The 15,106-nt window shown below is 64.4% G+C and carries 11 protein-coding genes; 5 read left to right on the top strand and 6 right to left on the bottom strand.

All coding sequences use genetic code 11. The features are described from left to right. A partial coding sequence (gene hrpB / locus WH91_RS07430; RefSeq protein WP_046170371.1) for an ATP-dependent helicase HrpB occupies positions 1 to 1,145 on the bottom strand: 1,145 nt, incomplete at its 3' end. A gap of 57 nt (positions 1,146 to 1,202) precedes the next feature. Between hrpB and WH91_RS07425 the strand changes: the two genes are divergently transcribed. Further along, complete coding sequence (locus tag WH91_RS07425; RefSeq protein WP_046170360.1) at positions 1,203 to 2,066, top strand: aldose 1-epimerase family protein; 864 nt, start codon at positions 1,203 to 1,205, stop codon at positions 2,064 to 2,066. Between the two features lie 169 nt (positions 2,067 to 2,235). Here the strand turns inward: WH91_RS07425 and WH91_RS07420 are convergent, their stop codons facing one another. Both WH91_RS07420 and WH91_RS07415 read right to left on the bottom strand, forming a co-directional pair. Next, a complete protein-coding gene (locus WH91_RS07420; protein ID WP_046170359.1) occupies positions 2,236 to 3,585 on the bottom strand; it encodes a sigma-54-dependent transcriptional regulator in 1,350 nt (449 codons plus the stop codon). A 187-nt stretch (positions 3,586 to 3,772) separates the two neighbouring features. Continuing rightward, positions 3,773 to 5,692: an ATP-binding protein gene (locus tag WH91_RS07415; RefSeq protein ID WP_046170358.1), complete on the bottom strand. Its 1,920-nt coding sequence runs from the start codon at positions 5,690 to 5,692 to the stop codon at positions 3,773 to 3,775. Positions 5,693 to 5,833: 141 nt separating this feature from the next. Here WH91_RS07415 and WH91_RS07410 point away from each other — a divergent pair, with 141 nt between their 5' ends. The 3 genes from WH91_RS07410 to WH91_RS07400 all read left to right on the top strand — a co-directional run bounded on the left by WH91_RS07410 (position 5,834) and on the right by WH91_RS07400 (position 9,068). Beyond that, positions 5,834 to 6,814, top strand: a complete 981-nt coding sequence (locus WH91_RS07410) for a tripartite tricarboxylate transporter substrate-binding protein (protein ID WP_046170357.1) — start codon at positions 5,834 to 5,836, stop codon at positions 6,812 to 6,814. Positions 6,815 to 7,088: 274 nt separating this feature from the next. Further along, entirely contained in the window at positions 7,089 to 7,553 is a 465-nt protein-coding gene (locus tag WH91_RS07405; protein ID WP_046170356.1) for a tripartite tricarboxylate transporter TctB family protein, read from the top strand. A gap of 9 nt (positions 7,554 to 7,562) precedes the next feature. Next, positions 7,563 to 9,068, top strand: coding sequence for a tripartite tricarboxylate transporter permease (locus WH91_RS07400; protein ID WP_046170355.1), 1,506 nt, complete (start codon positions 7,563 to 7,565; stop codon positions 9,066 to 9,068). 199 nt (positions 9,069 to 9,267) lie between these two features. Here the strand turns inward: WH91_RS07400 and WH91_RS07395 are convergent, their stop codons facing one another. Next, complete coding sequence (locus WH91_RS07395; RefSeq protein ID WP_046170354.1) at positions 9,268 to 10,776, bottom strand: helicase HerA domain-containing protein; 1,509 nt, start codon at positions 10,774 to 10,776, stop codon at positions 9,268 to 9,270. Positions 10,777 to 11,288: 512 nt separating this feature from the next. Here WH91_RS07395 and WH91_RS07390 point away from each other — a divergent pair. Further along, entirely contained in the window at positions 11,289 to 11,615 is a 327-nt protein-coding gene (locus WH91_RS07390; protein ID WP_046170353.1) for a hypothetical protein, read from the top strand. Positions 11,616 to 11,674: 59 nt separating this feature from the next. Here the strand turns inward: WH91_RS07390 and WH91_RS07385 are convergent, their stop codons facing one another. Beyond that, positions 11,675 to 14,221, bottom strand: coding sequence for an ABC transporter permease (locus tag WH91_RS07385; RefSeq protein WP_046170352.1), 2,547 nt, complete (start codon positions 14,219 to 14,221; stop codon positions 11,675 to 11,677). Next, complete coding sequence (locus tag WH91_RS07380) at positions 14,221 to 14,943, bottom strand: ABC transporter ATP-binding protein (RefSeq protein WP_046170351.1); 723 nt, start codon at positions 14,941 to 14,943, stop codon at positions 14,221 to 14,223. The genes WH91_RS07385 and WH91_RS07380 overlap by 1 nt, the downstream gene beginning before the upstream one ends. Positions 14,944 to 15,106: the final 163 nt, after the last annotated feature.

Below are 15,106 nucleotides of genomic sequence, written 5' to 3'. Positions count from 1 at the left end.
AGGAAGGGCAGGGCGGCGGGGTCGGTGACGCCCCAGACGGCGAGGTCCAGCGCAAAGCCGGCGAGATCGGCGCTGAGGATTTCGGGCGTTTCGAAGGGGGCAAGGGCGGCGGTCTGGCCCTCATTCCACAGGCGGATGGCGACGCCGGCACTGGTGCGACCGGCGCGGCCACGGCGCTGGTCGGCGCCGGCGCGGGAGACGCGGGTGGTGGCGAGCGTGGTCAGGCCGGTTCCGGGTTCATAGACCGGGACGCGGCGGAAACCTGCGTCGATGACGATGCGGACGCCGTCGATGGTCAGCGAGGTTTCGGCGATGGAGGTGGCGAGCACCACCTTGCGGCGGCCGGGCTCGGCGGGACGTATAGCCCGGTCCTGCTCGGCGGGGGTGAGCTGGCCATAGAGTGGCGCGATATCGGTATCGGGTGGCACACGGCCAGTCAGGCGCTCGGCGACGCGGGTGATTTCGCCCTGACCGGGGAGAAAGACCAGGGCGGAGCCTTCATGCTCGCGCAGGGCGGCGAGGACCGCATTGGCGACCTGGTCTTCGATGCGCTGCAGCGGATCGGGCTCGCGGTGAATGGTTTGCACCGGGAAGGCGCGGCCGAGGCTTTCGATCACTGGGGCATTGTCGAGCAACTTGGCAACGCGAGCGCCGTCGATGGTGGCGGACATGACGAGGACGCGGAGGTCTGGGCGGAGAGCCGCTGCGTCCAGGGTCAGGGCGAGGCCGAGATCGCCGTCCAAGCTGCGTTCGTGGAATTCGTCAAAGATGACGGCGGCGACCCCGGTGAGTTCGGGGTCGTCGAGCAGCATGCGGGTGAAAACGCCCTCGGTGACAATCTCGACGCGGGTCTTGGCAGTGACCTTGCTGTCCATGCGGACGCGGTAGCCGACGGTCTGGCCGACGTCCTCGCCGAGCAGGCGTGCCATCTGGCCGGCGGCGGCGCGGGCGGCGAGGCGGCGGGGTTCGAGCATGATGATGCGGCTATTACCGCGCCATGGAGCATCGAGCAGGGCCAGCGGCACGCGCGTGGTCTTGCCGGCGCCGGGCGGCGCGACGAGCACGGCATAGGGAGTGGCAACGAGCGCATCGCGCAGGGCGGGCAGGACATTGTCGATGGGCAGGGGCGGCAGGGACGAAAGCATTGCCGGTTCATGGCGGATCAGCGAGGGTAGGGCAATAGGCAGAGACAGGAGCATCGCATGAGCAACATTCGCATCGGCAATGAACAGGTCTCGGTTGAGGTGTCGCCACTCGGTTCCGAGATGCAGTCTATCGTGACCAGCGATGGGCAAAGGTGGCTGTGGAATGGCGATGCGGCGTTTTGGGCCGGGCGGTCGCCGGTGCTGTTTCCGATCGTCGGCAAGGCGCCGGGGGACCATGTCAGCATCGAGGGCAGGCGCTATCCGATGGGGCAGCATGGCTTTGCCCGGCGCAGCGAATTTGCGCTGGTTGGGCAGGGCGAGGATTTTTGCCGGTTTGAACTGAAATCCAGTCCGACGACGCAGTCGATTTATCCGTTCGGGTTCGCGCTGACGCTGGAGCATCGGGTGGTTGGGCGCGCTGTCGTCATTACCGCAGAGGTGAGCAATACGGGTGATCGAGTGATGCCGTTCGGCATCGGATTTCATCCGGCTTTTGTGTGGCCGCTGCCGGGATGCGGGGCGCTGGAGCATCTGGTGGTGCTGGATAATGGCGGCGAGCCTGCGTTGGCGCGGCTATCAGGCGGGCTGGTGGCGCCGGATGTGTTGCCGTCGCCTTTTCATGATGGCGTGCTGGTGCTGGAGCATGGGCTGTTCGATGCGGACGCGATGATTTTTCCGGACGGGGCGGGGGCGGGGGTGCGGTACTCCGCCGGTGAGAAGGCGATCCGGTTTACGTGGGAGAACTTGCCGAATTTTGCCATCTGGTCGAAGGCAGGGGCGCCGTTTGTGTGTTTGGAGCCGTGGCGCGGGATGGCGGCCGAGGTTGGCGGGAGTGATGAGCTGAGCGAGCGGCCGTATGGCGAGGTGCTGGGGCCCGGGGCGAGTGGACGGTATAGTTTCAAGGTTGAGCTGGTGGGCTAGCGTAGGCCGATATTCAGGCGATGGCGGCCTGCAAATGCCGGCCGTCTGCGCTTCCGGTGCTCACGTACTGTAGTACGCTCCGCTCCGGTTCTCGACGACCATCATTGTCGTCTCGCCCTCACCAGAATCTCAACCTACGCTAGTGCGTTCAACCAACATGCAGTGACGTTCAGCGTCTGACGCCCAAGCGGGCCATTTTCTCACTCAATGTTCGTCTCGGCACCTGCAGTGCATCGACCACTGCCGCGATGCTGTCGTTGTGTTTGGCCAGTTCCGCTTCGATGATGTGGCGTTCGTAGGCGGCTAATCTGTCCGCGAGGCTGGCGGTGGAGGATACCGGCTTGGGTTTGGGGCCCAAGATAGCGTCGAGTGATCTCCCCGTGGCGTCGAGGCCGAGGGCGAAGCGGTCGGCGGCGGCTTTGAGTTCGCGGATATTACCGGGCCAGGTGTGGACCAGGATGGCGTTAATGTCGGCGGGGTGGAGCGCGGGAACCGGCTTGTTGAAGCGGGTGGCGGCCTGGCCGAGGAAATGGTGGAACAGCAGGATGGAATCTTCGCCGCGGTCGCGCAGGGGGGCGAGGTGGATGGTCGCCATGTTGAGGCGATAAAACAGGTCGGCGCGAAAGCGGCCGGCGTCGCTTTCGGCGGCGAGGTCGACTTTGGAGGCCGCGACGATGCGGACGTCGAGCGGGATCTGGCGATTGGAGCCGACGCGCTCGACCATGCGCTCCTGGATGACGCGAAGCACTTTTGCCTGGGCCAGCAGGGGCATGGATTCGATTTCGTCCAAGAGCAGTGTGCCGCCATTGGCGAATTCGAACTTGCCGATGCGCTTGTCGCGGGCCGAGGTGAAGGCGCCGGCCTCGTGGCCAAACAGTTCGGATTCAATGAGCTCGGCAGGGATGGCGGCGCAGTTTACGGCGACGAAAGGGCCTTTTGATCTGGGTGAAAAGTCGTGCAGGCAGCGGGCGACGACTTCCTTGCCGGTGCCGGTTTCGCCCAGAATGATGACATCGGTGGGGATGGAGGCGAGTTCGCGGACGGCGTGGCGCAGTTCTTCCATCACACGCGATGAGCCGACGAGGCGGGTGGCGAGTTCGGTCTCGCCGCCGTCGAGCTTGCGGCGCAGTTCGGCGACTTCGCGCTTGAGGCTGGACTGTTCTGCGGCGCGGCGCAGGGTTTTGACCAGTTGGTCGGGCACATAAGGCTTTTGCAGGAAATCGAAGGCGCCACCGCGCATGGCTTCGACGGCCATGGGAACGTCGCCATGCCCGGTGATGAGGATGACTTCGGCATTGAGCGCGCGCTCGCGGACGGTTCGGAGCAGGTCTAGGCCACTTAGGCCGGGCATGCGGACATCGGTGAGGATGACGTCGGGGTGGACGTCGTCGAGCATGGCGAGGGCGTCGGTGGCATTGGTGGCGACGTGGGTGGTGAAACCCGAGAGGCGCAGCCACTGCTCGAGCGCGGTGCGCACCATTTCTTCGTCATCGACGATGAGGACGGATGGGGTGGTCATTGTGTTTGGCCTTCAAGCGACGACGATAGGTTTTGTGGCAAAGTTCTGCCCAACCACCGGGCAGTACCTCCCCCTTGACGGGGGAGGTTGGGAGGGGGTGCGAGAGCCCCAATATTTGGGCCAACCGCCCCCCTCCCTGACCCTTCCCGCAAGGGGGAGGGTGACGACTGGACTAGTCGTGGCAATCTCATCGGGAATGGGCCTCAAGTTGGGGATCGAGGGCAATTGCGCTCACTGCCAACGGCAAACGCACAGTGAAGGTGCTGCCTTTGCCGGGGTGGCTTTGGACCGTGATGGCGCCGCCGATGTCGCGGATCAGGCCGTATGAGATGGAGAGGCCGAGACCAAGGCCGCGGCCGGCGTCCTTAGTGGAATAGAAGGGGTCGAACAGGTTGGCGAGTTCGGTGGCGGCGATGCCTGAGCCGGTATCGGTGACGGTGATTTCAACATTTCTGACGGTCTTGCGGATGCCGATGGAGAGCACGCGGATGGGCAGATGCTCCATGGCGTCGGCGGCGTTGGCGATGAGGTTGATCAGTACCTGCTCGAGATGGATGGGGTTGCCGGTGACGGTGAGCTTGCCGCCGTGGCGGGTATATTCGACGTCGATGCCGGTGGCCTTGAGCTTGTGGTCGACGAGGTCCAGCGCGTTGGCGATGACCGTGGACAGGTCGGCCTGCATCTCGACGCGGGTTTCCTTGCGGGCGAAGGTCTTGAGATGGCCGGTGAGGGCGGCGAGGCGGTCGACGACCTTGTCCATGGTGCCGAGGATGGGAGCGATGTCGCTATGCTGGTCGCGGGCCGCGATCAGCTTGGCGCTGGCGAGGTGGGTGGTAAGGGCGGCGACGGGCTGGCTGACCTCGTGGGCGACGCCGGCCAGCGCCTGGCCGAGGCTGGCCATCTTGGCGGCTTGGACCAGGCCATGCTGGGCCTCACGCTCGGCCTTTTCGGCGCGGATGCGTTCGGCGATTTCCGCGCGCAGGGCCTCGTTGGTGATGTGCAGGTCCTCGGTGCGCTCGGCGACGCGTTGCTCGAGGCGATCGTGATCGGCAAGGCGCTGCGCGACGATGCGCTGGCGCTGCACAAGAAGCGCAATGATGAGGAGAAAGGCTGCGGCGGCGAGGGCGGCGGCTGCGGCGGCGATCCAGGCGTAGCGGAACAGCGGGCCGGTGGGTGTGAAGGACAGGATGCGCCATTGATGGGTGGGGAGGCGCAGTTCATCGAGCAGGAACAGGCCGGAGGTGTCGGGGTCAGCGCCGCCGACGAAGGCAAAGTTCGCGCCGCGCGAGGGCCAGATGTCGGCGGCGATAGGCTGGCTTTCGAGGCCGGTGGTGCCGTAGCGCAATTCGCCCTCGATGCGGCTGGCGTCGCCGGGACCGATCAGTGACAGCGGGCGATAGCGCCAGTCGGGGCGGGTGGAGAGGATGGCGACATTGTTGAGGTCGACGATGACCAGCAGTTCGCCGCTGCGCCACCAGTTGGCTTCGATTTCGCCGAGGTTGATCTTGGTGACGGCTACGCCGAGAGCCCCGTCGGGCCCATCGATGCGGCGGGCGAGGAAGTAGCCGGCAACGCCCGTGACAGTGCCGACGGCGTAGAATTTGGCATCGCCATCCAGCATCGCCTCTTCGAAATAGGGGCGGTAAGCGAGGTTTTCACCGACGAAGCTGTCATAGGCCCACCAGTTGGAGGCGGCGACGACATTGCCGTCGGGCGCCATGATGAAGAGTTCCCCAGCGCCGGCCGTGTCGTTGAGCTTGGAGAGGAAGCCGTTGGCGGCTTCGCGCAGGTCTGGATTGGCAGAATCTGCAAGGATGGCGCGGGTTTCGGCGGCGAGGGCCATGGAGGAGGGGAGATAGTGGAAGCGCTCGATAATGGCTTCGAGGGTGCGGTCGAACAGGGCGAGGCGGCGGTCGGACTGCTGGCCGGCATTGGCTACGGCGCCGGACAGGGCGACCTCGAAGGCGGCCCAGCCGGTGGCGAGAACCATGGTTAAAGCGATGCCGGCCAGAAGGAGCTGGCGGCGGTGCAGCAGTTCGCGGAAGCGGAAGCGGGTGGGCAAATGCACTCCTGTTGGCAAGATATTGCCGAAATCTTGCCTGTTCATCGGCAAGTTCTTGCCGAACGTGCTAACACGCTCCGGGCGAACTGCATATCTGCCTTGCGTTTTTCACTTGGCACGGGGTTTGCAATGCTGAAGGCATGGATGCGGCGGGGAGCCGGCATCCTTAGCAATCCGGAGGACAATATGAACAAGAACACGGTTACTTTAGCCGCAAGCATGCTGGCTGCAGGCTTGGCATTTTCTGGCACTGTGCTGGCGCAGGACTATCCAACCAAGCCGATCACCGTCGTGGTGCCGTTCTCGGCTGGTGGCCCGACTGATACGGTGGCGCGCCTGATCGCCGAAGTGATGAGCCAGGACCTCGGCCAGCAGGTGGTGGTGCAGAATGTCGGCGGCGCCGGTGGCACGCTGGGTGCCGGTCAGGTCGCGACGGCCCAGGCCGATGGTTATACGCTGCTGCTGCATCATATCGGTATGTCGACCGCGCCGACCCTGTATCGCAGCCTGCCGTATGATCCGACCGTGGACTTTGCGCCGATCGGGCTGATCACCTCGGTGCCGATGACGCTGGTGGCGAAGAAGGATTTCGAGCCGACGACGCTGGCCGAACTGATGGATTACATCAAGGCCAATGGCGAGAACGTCACCTATGCCCATGCCGGTATCGGTTCGGCGAGCCAGCTCTGCGGCATGCTGCTGATGGATGCGCTGGATACGCAGATGACCACAGTGCCCTATCAGGGTGCTGGCCCGGCAATGACCGACATCATCGGCGGCCAGATCGACATGATCTGCGACCAGAGCACCAATACCACCAGCCAGATCCAGGCCGGCGAAGTGAAGGCCTATGCCGTGACCACGGCCGCGCGCTTGGGAAACCTACCGGACCTGCCGACCACGGCTGAAGGCGGCTTGGACCTGCAGATCGGCGTGTGGCACGGGCTGTATGCTCCGGCTGGGACCGATGCGGCGATCATCACCAAGCTCGAAGCGGCGCTGCAGAAGGCGCTGACCGATGAGACGGTGATCAGCCGGTTTGCCGAACTGGGGACTGTGCCGGTTACAGCTGCGGAAGCTACGCCGGCTGCGCTGACAGAGTTGCTGACCAGCCAGATCGCACTGTGGAAGGGCGTCATCGAGGCTGCTGGGGTTTACGCGGACTAAGACTGGCTGGTGGGCGCTGGCTTGATTTTGCCACGCCCACTGCGCGGTACCTCCCCCTCGACGGGGGAGGCTAGGAGGGGGTGGGGTTTAGCCCGAATATTGGGGCTAAACGCCCCCCTCCCTGACCAGCCATTCGAGCATAGCTCTCATGGCCTTCTCACCTAAAATCGCTGCAATGCAGCGATTTTGCCTACGGCCGGCTCGAAGCCCGCAAGGGGGAGGGTGTCGACTGGGTCATCGTGCTCAAGCAGCAATAACATTCGGGGAGGGATCGATGGCGGTCTCGTATTTTTCGACCAAGGACCTCGTGTCGGGCGGCATCTTTGTCGTGGCGGGGGCTTATTTTGCGCTTGAGGCGCTGACCTATGAGGTGGGCACGGCGTTTCGAATGGGGCCGGGGTTTATGCCGCTGTTCCTTGGGGCGGTGCTGACCGGGCTCGGGATTGTGGTGGCGGCGGGCGGCTGGAAGAAGCCGGACACCGACGAACGGTTCACGCCGTCGTGGCGTGGCATCGGACTGATTATCGGGGTGGTGATGTTTTTTGGCGCCACCATTCGCGGGCTTGGCTTCGTGCCGGTGGTGTTTGTCTCGAGCTTTGCGGCGGCGCTGTCGAGCAGGCTGAACTCGCCGTTGTTTGCCGTGCTTCTCGCCATCACGCTGACCGTGATGTGTACCCTGATTTTCGTTATCGGACTTGGCATGAGCGTGCCGTGGTTCGGCCCCTGGCTCGGGATGTAGGAGCGCAAAATGGACATGATTGCTTCGCTTAGCCTGGGGTTTTCGGTCGCTCTCGACCCGATGAATATCCTTTATTGTTTCATCGGCGTGCTGCTGGGCACGCTGGTCGGCGTGCTGCCCGGCATCGGGCCAACCGCGACCATCGCCATGCTGTTGCCGATCACCTTTTCACTGTCGCCGGCCGGCGCGCTGATCATGCTGGCCGGTATTTATTACGGCGCGCAATACGGTGGCTCGACCACGGCCATCCTGATCAACCTGCCGGGGGAGAGTTCCTCGGCGGTGACGGCGATCGACGGCTACGAGATGGCCAAGAAGGGCCGTGCTGGTCCGGCGCTGGCCACGGCGGCCCTGGGCTCGTTTTTTGCCGGTACGGTGGGCACGCTGCTGCTGGCGTTTTTTGCGCCGCCCCTTGCGCGAGCGGCGCTCAATTTCGGGGCGCCGGAATATTTCGCGCTGATCGTGCTGGGCCTGCTGATGTCGATTGCGCTGGCGCATGGCTCCATCCTCAAGGCCTTGGGCATGATCGTACTGGGGCTGCTGCTCGGCATGGTGGGGCAGGATATTTATACCGGCCAGCCGCGCTTCACGATGGGGGTGCGCGAGCTATATTCGGGGCTGAACTTCGTTTCGGTGGCGGTGGGTGTGTTCGGCGTGGCCGAAATCCTGCGCAATCTCGAGAACGAAAAAGGCCGCGACGTGATGGTGAAAGCGGTCAAGAACCTGTGGCTGACCAAGGACGACTTCAAGCGGATCATCGCGCCGGTGCTGCGCGGCACGGCGCTGGGCTCGGTGCTCGGCATCCTGCCGGGCGGCGGACATATCCTCGCGTCATTTGCCTCATACTCAGCGGAAAAGCGGCTGAGCAAGCACCCCGAAGAGTTTGGTCATGGGGCCATCGAGGGCGTGGCGGGGCCGGAATCGGCGAATAATGCCGCGGCGCAGACGTCGTTTATTCCGCTGATGACGCTGGGTATTCCGGCCCATCCGGTGATGGCGCTGATGGTGGGTGCGTTCATCCTGCAGGGCATCACGCCCGGCCCCAATGTGATCAACGACCAGCCGGCGCTGTTCTGGGGCATCATCGCCTCGATGTGGATCGGCAATGTGATGCTGGTACTGCTCAACCTGCCGCTGATCGGGCTGTGGGTGAAGCTGTTGTCGATCCCCTATCGGGCGCTGTTTCCGGCCATCGTGCTGTTCGCCTGCATCGGGTGTTATTCGATCAACCAGAATATCTACGACGTCTATGCGATCGCGTTTTTCGGCGTGCTTGGTTATGTGCTGATGCGGTTCGGCTGCGAGCCGGCGCCGCTGCTGCTGGGCTTCGTTCTGGGGCCATTGCTGGAAGAGCACCTGCGGCGGGCGATGATCATTTCGCGCGGCGATGCGACAGTGTTCATCACCCGGCCGATCTCGGCGACCCTGCTGGGACTGGCGGTGCTGGCGGTGGTGATCGCAGTGTTGCCGAGTATTCGGCGGAAACGGAAAGAGGTGTTTGTGGAGGACGATTGAGCGCTTCCACGCACTGCACAAATTTGCACCCTCGGACTTGTCCGGGGGTGTTTCATTTTCGGGTTCGGCAAGTGTAGGGCCCTCGGGTCAAGCCCGAGGGTGACGGCAGTGGTGGGATGAGATTATGCCATGAGCACCGCGCGGCACCTCCCCCTCGACGGGGGAGGGGGTCGACTGAAGACTTTGCGCCAACAGAAGGTTACTCCGCGGCGCCGCGTTCTTCGGCCAGCATGTCTGGGCCGTTGGGGTTTCCGGGGGCGGTTTCGGCGTTGAGGTCGGGGAAGGCGACGACGCGGTTTTGGCGGAAGTCGAGGCGGACGACCAGAAGTCCGCGTTCTTCGAACCAGGTCAGCAGGCGGCGGGCGCGGCTGGCGGAGTGGGTGCCGTAGAGGCGGGCGAGGGTGGCGTCAGAGGGGCAAGGCGCTGCGCTCAGAGCGGCTTGCGCCAGCACCAGGAAGACGCCCTGCACGTCATCGCTGAGCGTCGCGGACATCGTCAACGCCTGCTGCCAACCGTCGGACTGGGCGGTCTCGATATCGGGGGCGACGCGCGCCACGGCAAGGCGGCGCTTGAAGGCGGGTAGCGCCGGTGGCTCGCCCGGGACGCGGCGGATGCGGCAGCGGACCAGGAAATCCTGATACAGCACGGCGATGGTGCGGAAGCTGGCGTCGGGATCGCCGAGCAGTTCGGCCATGATCGCATCGATCTGGGCGTCGCGCTCGGCTTCGTCGATCTCGGGAAAAAGGGAGACGGGCGCTTCCTCGGCCGGCGGGCGGGCGCGGCTGAGCTGGGCCAGCAGATCATTGGTCGAGGGCGGTGGTGGCGGCGCGGCGCGGCGCACCACAGGGCGGATGGCCTCGTCGGGGTCGGCGGTGAAGATCAGGTCGGCGGCGTCTAGCGGCGCTTCAAAGGGCATTAGTTTGGGGCTCGATGAGCGGGCCGAAGTTTCGACGGTGCCGATGGTGACCGGCATGGGGCGGCGGGAAATGGCCGGGCCGAGGGCGATGAAATGGCCGCGGGCCAGGTCGCGGAACTGTTCGGCGGTGCGCTTTTCCATGCCGAGCAGATCGGCGGCGCGGGCCATATCGATATCAAGGAATGTGCGGCCCATCAGGAAGTTGGAGGCTTCAGCGGCGACGTTTTTCGCCAGCTTGGCGAGGCGCTGGGTAGCGATGACGCCGGCCAGGCCACGCTTGCGGCCGCGGCACATCAGGTTGGTCATGGCGCCGAGCGACAGTTTGCGCGCTTCGTCGGAGACTTCACCGGCAGCGGCTGGGGCGAACAGCTGGGCTTCATCGACGACGACGAGCACCGGGTACCAGAAGTCGCGATCGGCATCGAACATGCCGCCAAGGAAGGCGGCAGCGGCGCGCATTTGCTGTTCGACGTCCAGGCCTTCGAGATTGAGCACGACCGAGACGCGATGCTGGCGGACGCGGGCGGCGATGCGGGTCAACTCGGCTTCGGTACGGGTGGCGTCGACAACGGTGTGGCCGAATTTTTCCGACAGAGTGGTGAAATCGCCTTCGGGATCGATGATGCACTGCTGCACCCAGGGGGCGGACTGTTCGAGCAGGCGGCGCAGCAGGTGCGACTTGCCGGAGCCCGAATTGCCCTGCACCAGCAGACGCGTGGCGAGGAGCTCTTCGAGATCGAGCGTCGCGGGCACGGCGCCCGTCGTTGCGCCCATGTCGATTGCTACCTTCATCAAGTCTCCGGATCGGGTGGACACGTCCCGGAGGATTGGTGGCACGCGTGAGTACGAATGGATGAGCGAGTGTTAGCACCGACGATGGCGATTCGGGGACATGGGGTTTGGGCAAGTCACAGAGTTGAGTGGGGGCATCGGCGTTCGATGCCCAAGCCTCGGTGGCGCCCATCACCCCACCCTCATTCCTAGCCATTCGAGCATAGTTCTCATGGCCTTCGCACCTCTAGTCGCTTCACTGAAGCGATTTGCCCTACGGGACGGCTCGAAGCCCATTCAGGGGAGGGAGGCGCTAGGCCAAATATCCGTGTTCGTTGTCTCCCTCCCCCTCGTGGGGAGGGATATAAGGGTGGGGGTTGTTTGGCCCGGATGTGGGAGCCTCTCGTAAGGACAGCCCGTCAGCGCTAACCACAAGTTTAAAGCGTGATCGCTGTTTGTTGGGAATCCCATTGCCAAAGCAACGCGGGGCGTTTTATTTGATGGTGGGACTATGGGACGCGTTAGGGGAGATTATGAAGAAAATTTTGACAACTGCTGTGCTTGCGCTGTTTGCGGTTGGGGTGACAAACGCCCAGGCGCTTGATCGCCGGGTGCAGATCGTCAATGAATCGAACTACACGATCCAGGAATTCTACGCGTCGAACACCGGTAGCAAGTCCTGGGAGGAAGATATCCTGGGCAAAAACGTCTTGCCGGCCGGCGGCACGGTCACGATCAACATCGATGACGGCAGCGGTTATTGCAAATATGACTTCCTCGCGGTGTTCGAGGACGGAGCCAAGGTCACCTCGACGGCCAACAATGTCTGCGAATTGTCGGTGTTCCGCTTCACCAACTAAGCTGGCCTGCTTCAACTAAGTGCGGCGCTCGGACCCTGGGGTCCGGGCGCCGTTTTCGTTCAGAGGTCACGCAGCAGTCGGGCCGGTCTTGCCGTGGCGGCGCGGAGGATGGTGAGCGAGCCGAGCAGGGCGGTGATCAGGATGGCGGTGGTGAGGACGACGCCGAGCACTCTGGCGTTGAGGGTGAAATCGACATTGAGCATGACCATGCTGACGAGCCAGCCGACGCCGACGCCCAGGATGGTGGCGGGGATGGCGGCGAGGATGGCGAGGATCAGATATTGCAAAAACGCCGTGCCGAGCAGGGTGCGGCGGGTGCCGCCCAGCACCTTGGTGATGATGGTATCGGCTTCGCGCTGGCGGCGGCCGGTCGAGAGGCTGCCGATCAGGACGAGCAGGCCATTGCCGACGGCGAGGCCGCCCACCAGCGCTGACGCGAAGGACAGCTGGGCCAGGGCATCGGTGATCTGCTTGAGGGTATCGCCGATGGCAATGAAGCGGATATCGGGCAGGTCGGTGGCAAGCTGGCGCTTGACGGCGTCTTCCTGGCCGGGCGCTGCGGTGACGGCGGCAAACAAGGTCGTCGGGTAAGCGTCGATAACCCCGGGCGAAAAGGTGGCGAGGAAGTCGATGCCGCCCTGCCAGGAATAATCGCGGAAGCTGGCGACAGTGACCGTGACCGGTTCGCCGAACATGGTGAAGGTCAACGTGTCACCAAGATCGACGCCGAGGCCGGAGCGCAGGCTCTGGTGCAGCGAGACGAGGCCGGGTCCGGAATAGTCGGCGGGCCACCATTCGCCCGAGGTGACGCGGGACGACGCCGGCAGCTCGGCGCGGAAGGTGAGGGGCACTTCGCCGGCCAAGAGGAAGGTTGCTTCGGGGCCGCGGGTGCGGACGTCGGCGGCGGGGATGCCACCAACTTCGCTCAGCATGCCGCGCAGCATCGGAGTTGAGATGAAGCGGGTAATATTGCTGCCGGGGGCAGCCATGGTTTGCAGCGTTTCGACCTCATCGGGGAAGAGGTCGGAGGCCACCAGCGTTGGGGCATCAAAAGCCGAGGCGCCGAGGAATTCCTGGCGCATATTGGCCTGCAGCACCAGCACGACGATCAACATGGCCAGCGCCATGCCGGCCGAGACGACGACCGAGGCAGCATTCTGGCCGGAGCCGGAAATGGCGCGCAGCGCGTGGCGCAAATGCAGGATGCGTGGCTCTGGCAGGTGGCGGAGCGCCCACTGGATGGCGTGGATGAAAAGCTGGAAGATGATGGCCGCAGCGGCGCTGGCGAAGCCGAAGGCCAGGACCAGCTGGCTATCGCCGGTCATCAGCCAGGCGAGCACGAAGAAGGCAATCGCCGCGGCTATTAACGGCAGCACCTGCCAGGAATGCAGCAAGGCGCGCCAGTCGGTCGGTGGGGCGGAGAGGCCCTTGGAGCGGAACAACAAGACTGGTCGGATCGCCTGGGCCTGCTGCAGCGGCAGGTAGGAAAATGCAAAGGCCGTGACGAAGCCGGCGCCGGCCGCGACCAGCAGGGGCTGCAGATGCAGGGCGGGAAGCAGGTCGATGCCAACGGCGCGGCCGACATAGGGCAGCAGCAGGTAGGCACCGCCGCCGCCGATGAGCAGGCCGATGCCGACGCCGACGGCGGCAAGCATGGTCACCTGGGCAAAGAAGTGCAGGAAAATGCGGGTGCGGCCGGCGCCCATCGAGCGCAGCACGGCGATGACGCTGGCGCGCTCGGCGATATAGGCCTGCATGCCGGTCCAGACGCTGACGCCGCCGATCAGCAGCGAACCGAGGCCGACGATGACGAGGAAGCGCATGAACAAATCGTAGTAGCGCACCATCTGGCCGAGGCCATCGCGGGCCGAGCGGATGGTCCAGCCAGTGTTGGCGAAGGCGTCATCCAGCGCCAGGCGCGCGGCGGCGGTGTCGTCGCTCGTCAGCAGGATTTTGTAGCGCGACCAGGTGCCAAGACCGGGCAGCGGCGAGGAGCGGTCGGAAACGCCGGCAAAGCCTTCGGCGGAAATCAGCGTGGTGAGGCCAAGGCGGAAGCCGCGGACGGCGCCGTCGGGCAGGCGGGTGAGGATGCCTCGGGCTTGGAAATCGGTGCCGCCGAGACTGAAGCTATCGCCAACTTGGATTTTCAGTTGATCGAGCAGCAGACCATCGACCAGTGCGCCAGGCACGCCGTCGCGGATGTCCAAAAGGTCGGCGAGGGTGGTGCTGCCGGTGAGTTGCGGGCTGGCTACGCTGCCCAGCAGGGGATAGTCGGGGCCGACGGCAGCAAGATCTACGAAGGCGTCGGCAGCAGCTGACTCGGCGCGGACATTGGTATCGACGGTGTCTGTGACCTTGCCGAAAGTCGCCATGGTAACGAGTTCAGCCGCAGTGGCGACGCGGTCGGCGCGAGACAGTTCGAGATCGCCGCCCATCAGCTCGGCTGCGCCGGATTCGATGGCGCGGCTAATGCTGGCGCCCACGGAATTGACACCGGCAATCAGCGCGGTGCCGACGGCGAGGCAGACCACGAGTAATACGAAACGGCGCAGATCGCCGCGCATGTCGAGCAGGCCAATGCGAATTGCGGCCAGAAACTGGCGCATCAGCGAGCGACCGTGGTTTCGACGAGTTCGCCCGCCGTCATGGTGAATACCCGGTCGGCGCGTTCGGCCAGGTGAGGATCGTGGGTGATGAGCACCACGGCGGTGCCCTGCTTGCGGGCGAGGTCGAACATCAGATCGACGACGACGGCGCCGGTGGTCTGGTCGAGATTGCCGGTCGGCTCATCGGCCAGCAGCAACGGCGGGTTGGCGACCATGGCGCGGGCGAGGCCGACGCGCTGCTGTTCGCCGCCTGATAGCGCGGAAGGACGATGATCGAGGCGGTCGCCAAGACCGACTGCGGTCAGCGCCGCCGCGGCGCGCTCGCGCACTTGTGACATAGACAGCTGCGGCTGCGCAATTTCGAGCGCCAGACCGACATTATCGTGCGCCGTTAGCGACGGGATGAGATGAAAGCTCTGGAAGACGATGCCCATGGTCTTGCGGCGGAAGCGAGCCAGGTCGTCCTCGTCGAGCGCCTCGAGATCGGCGCCATTGACCGAGACCGACCCGGTGGTGGCGCGTTCGAGGCCGGCCAGCAGCATCAGCAGGGAGGTCTTGCCGCTGCCGGAGGGACCGACGATAGCGACCACTTCGGCCGGCGCGACGCGCAGGGAAACCTGTTTCAAGATGTGGAGCGGTCGCCAGGCAACTTCCAGACTATAGGTCACGTTGCGGGCGTCGATGATCGCAGCTGTAGAAGTCTTCACCAGAACCGTTTCCATCTTGATGCGTTCATGTCGGAATGCCCGAGCCGACGGGCTCATTTTTAGCCATCGCGCGCTAGCGAATTTATAACAATGGAAACAGCTGTGTCAGATTTTCACTGGCTTCGATATCTCCCCACTGGCAGACAGATACAGAATCTGTTGTTTCAAGCGGTAGGGG

The organism is Devosia psychrophila, from assembly GCF_000971275.1.
Taxonomy (GTDB): Bacteria; Pseudomonadota; Alphaproteobacteria; order Rhizobiales; family Devosiaceae; genus Devosia; species Devosia psychrophila.
Note: the sequence above shows the minus strand (reverse complement) of the source record. Positions and strands in the feature narration are given on the sequence as shown.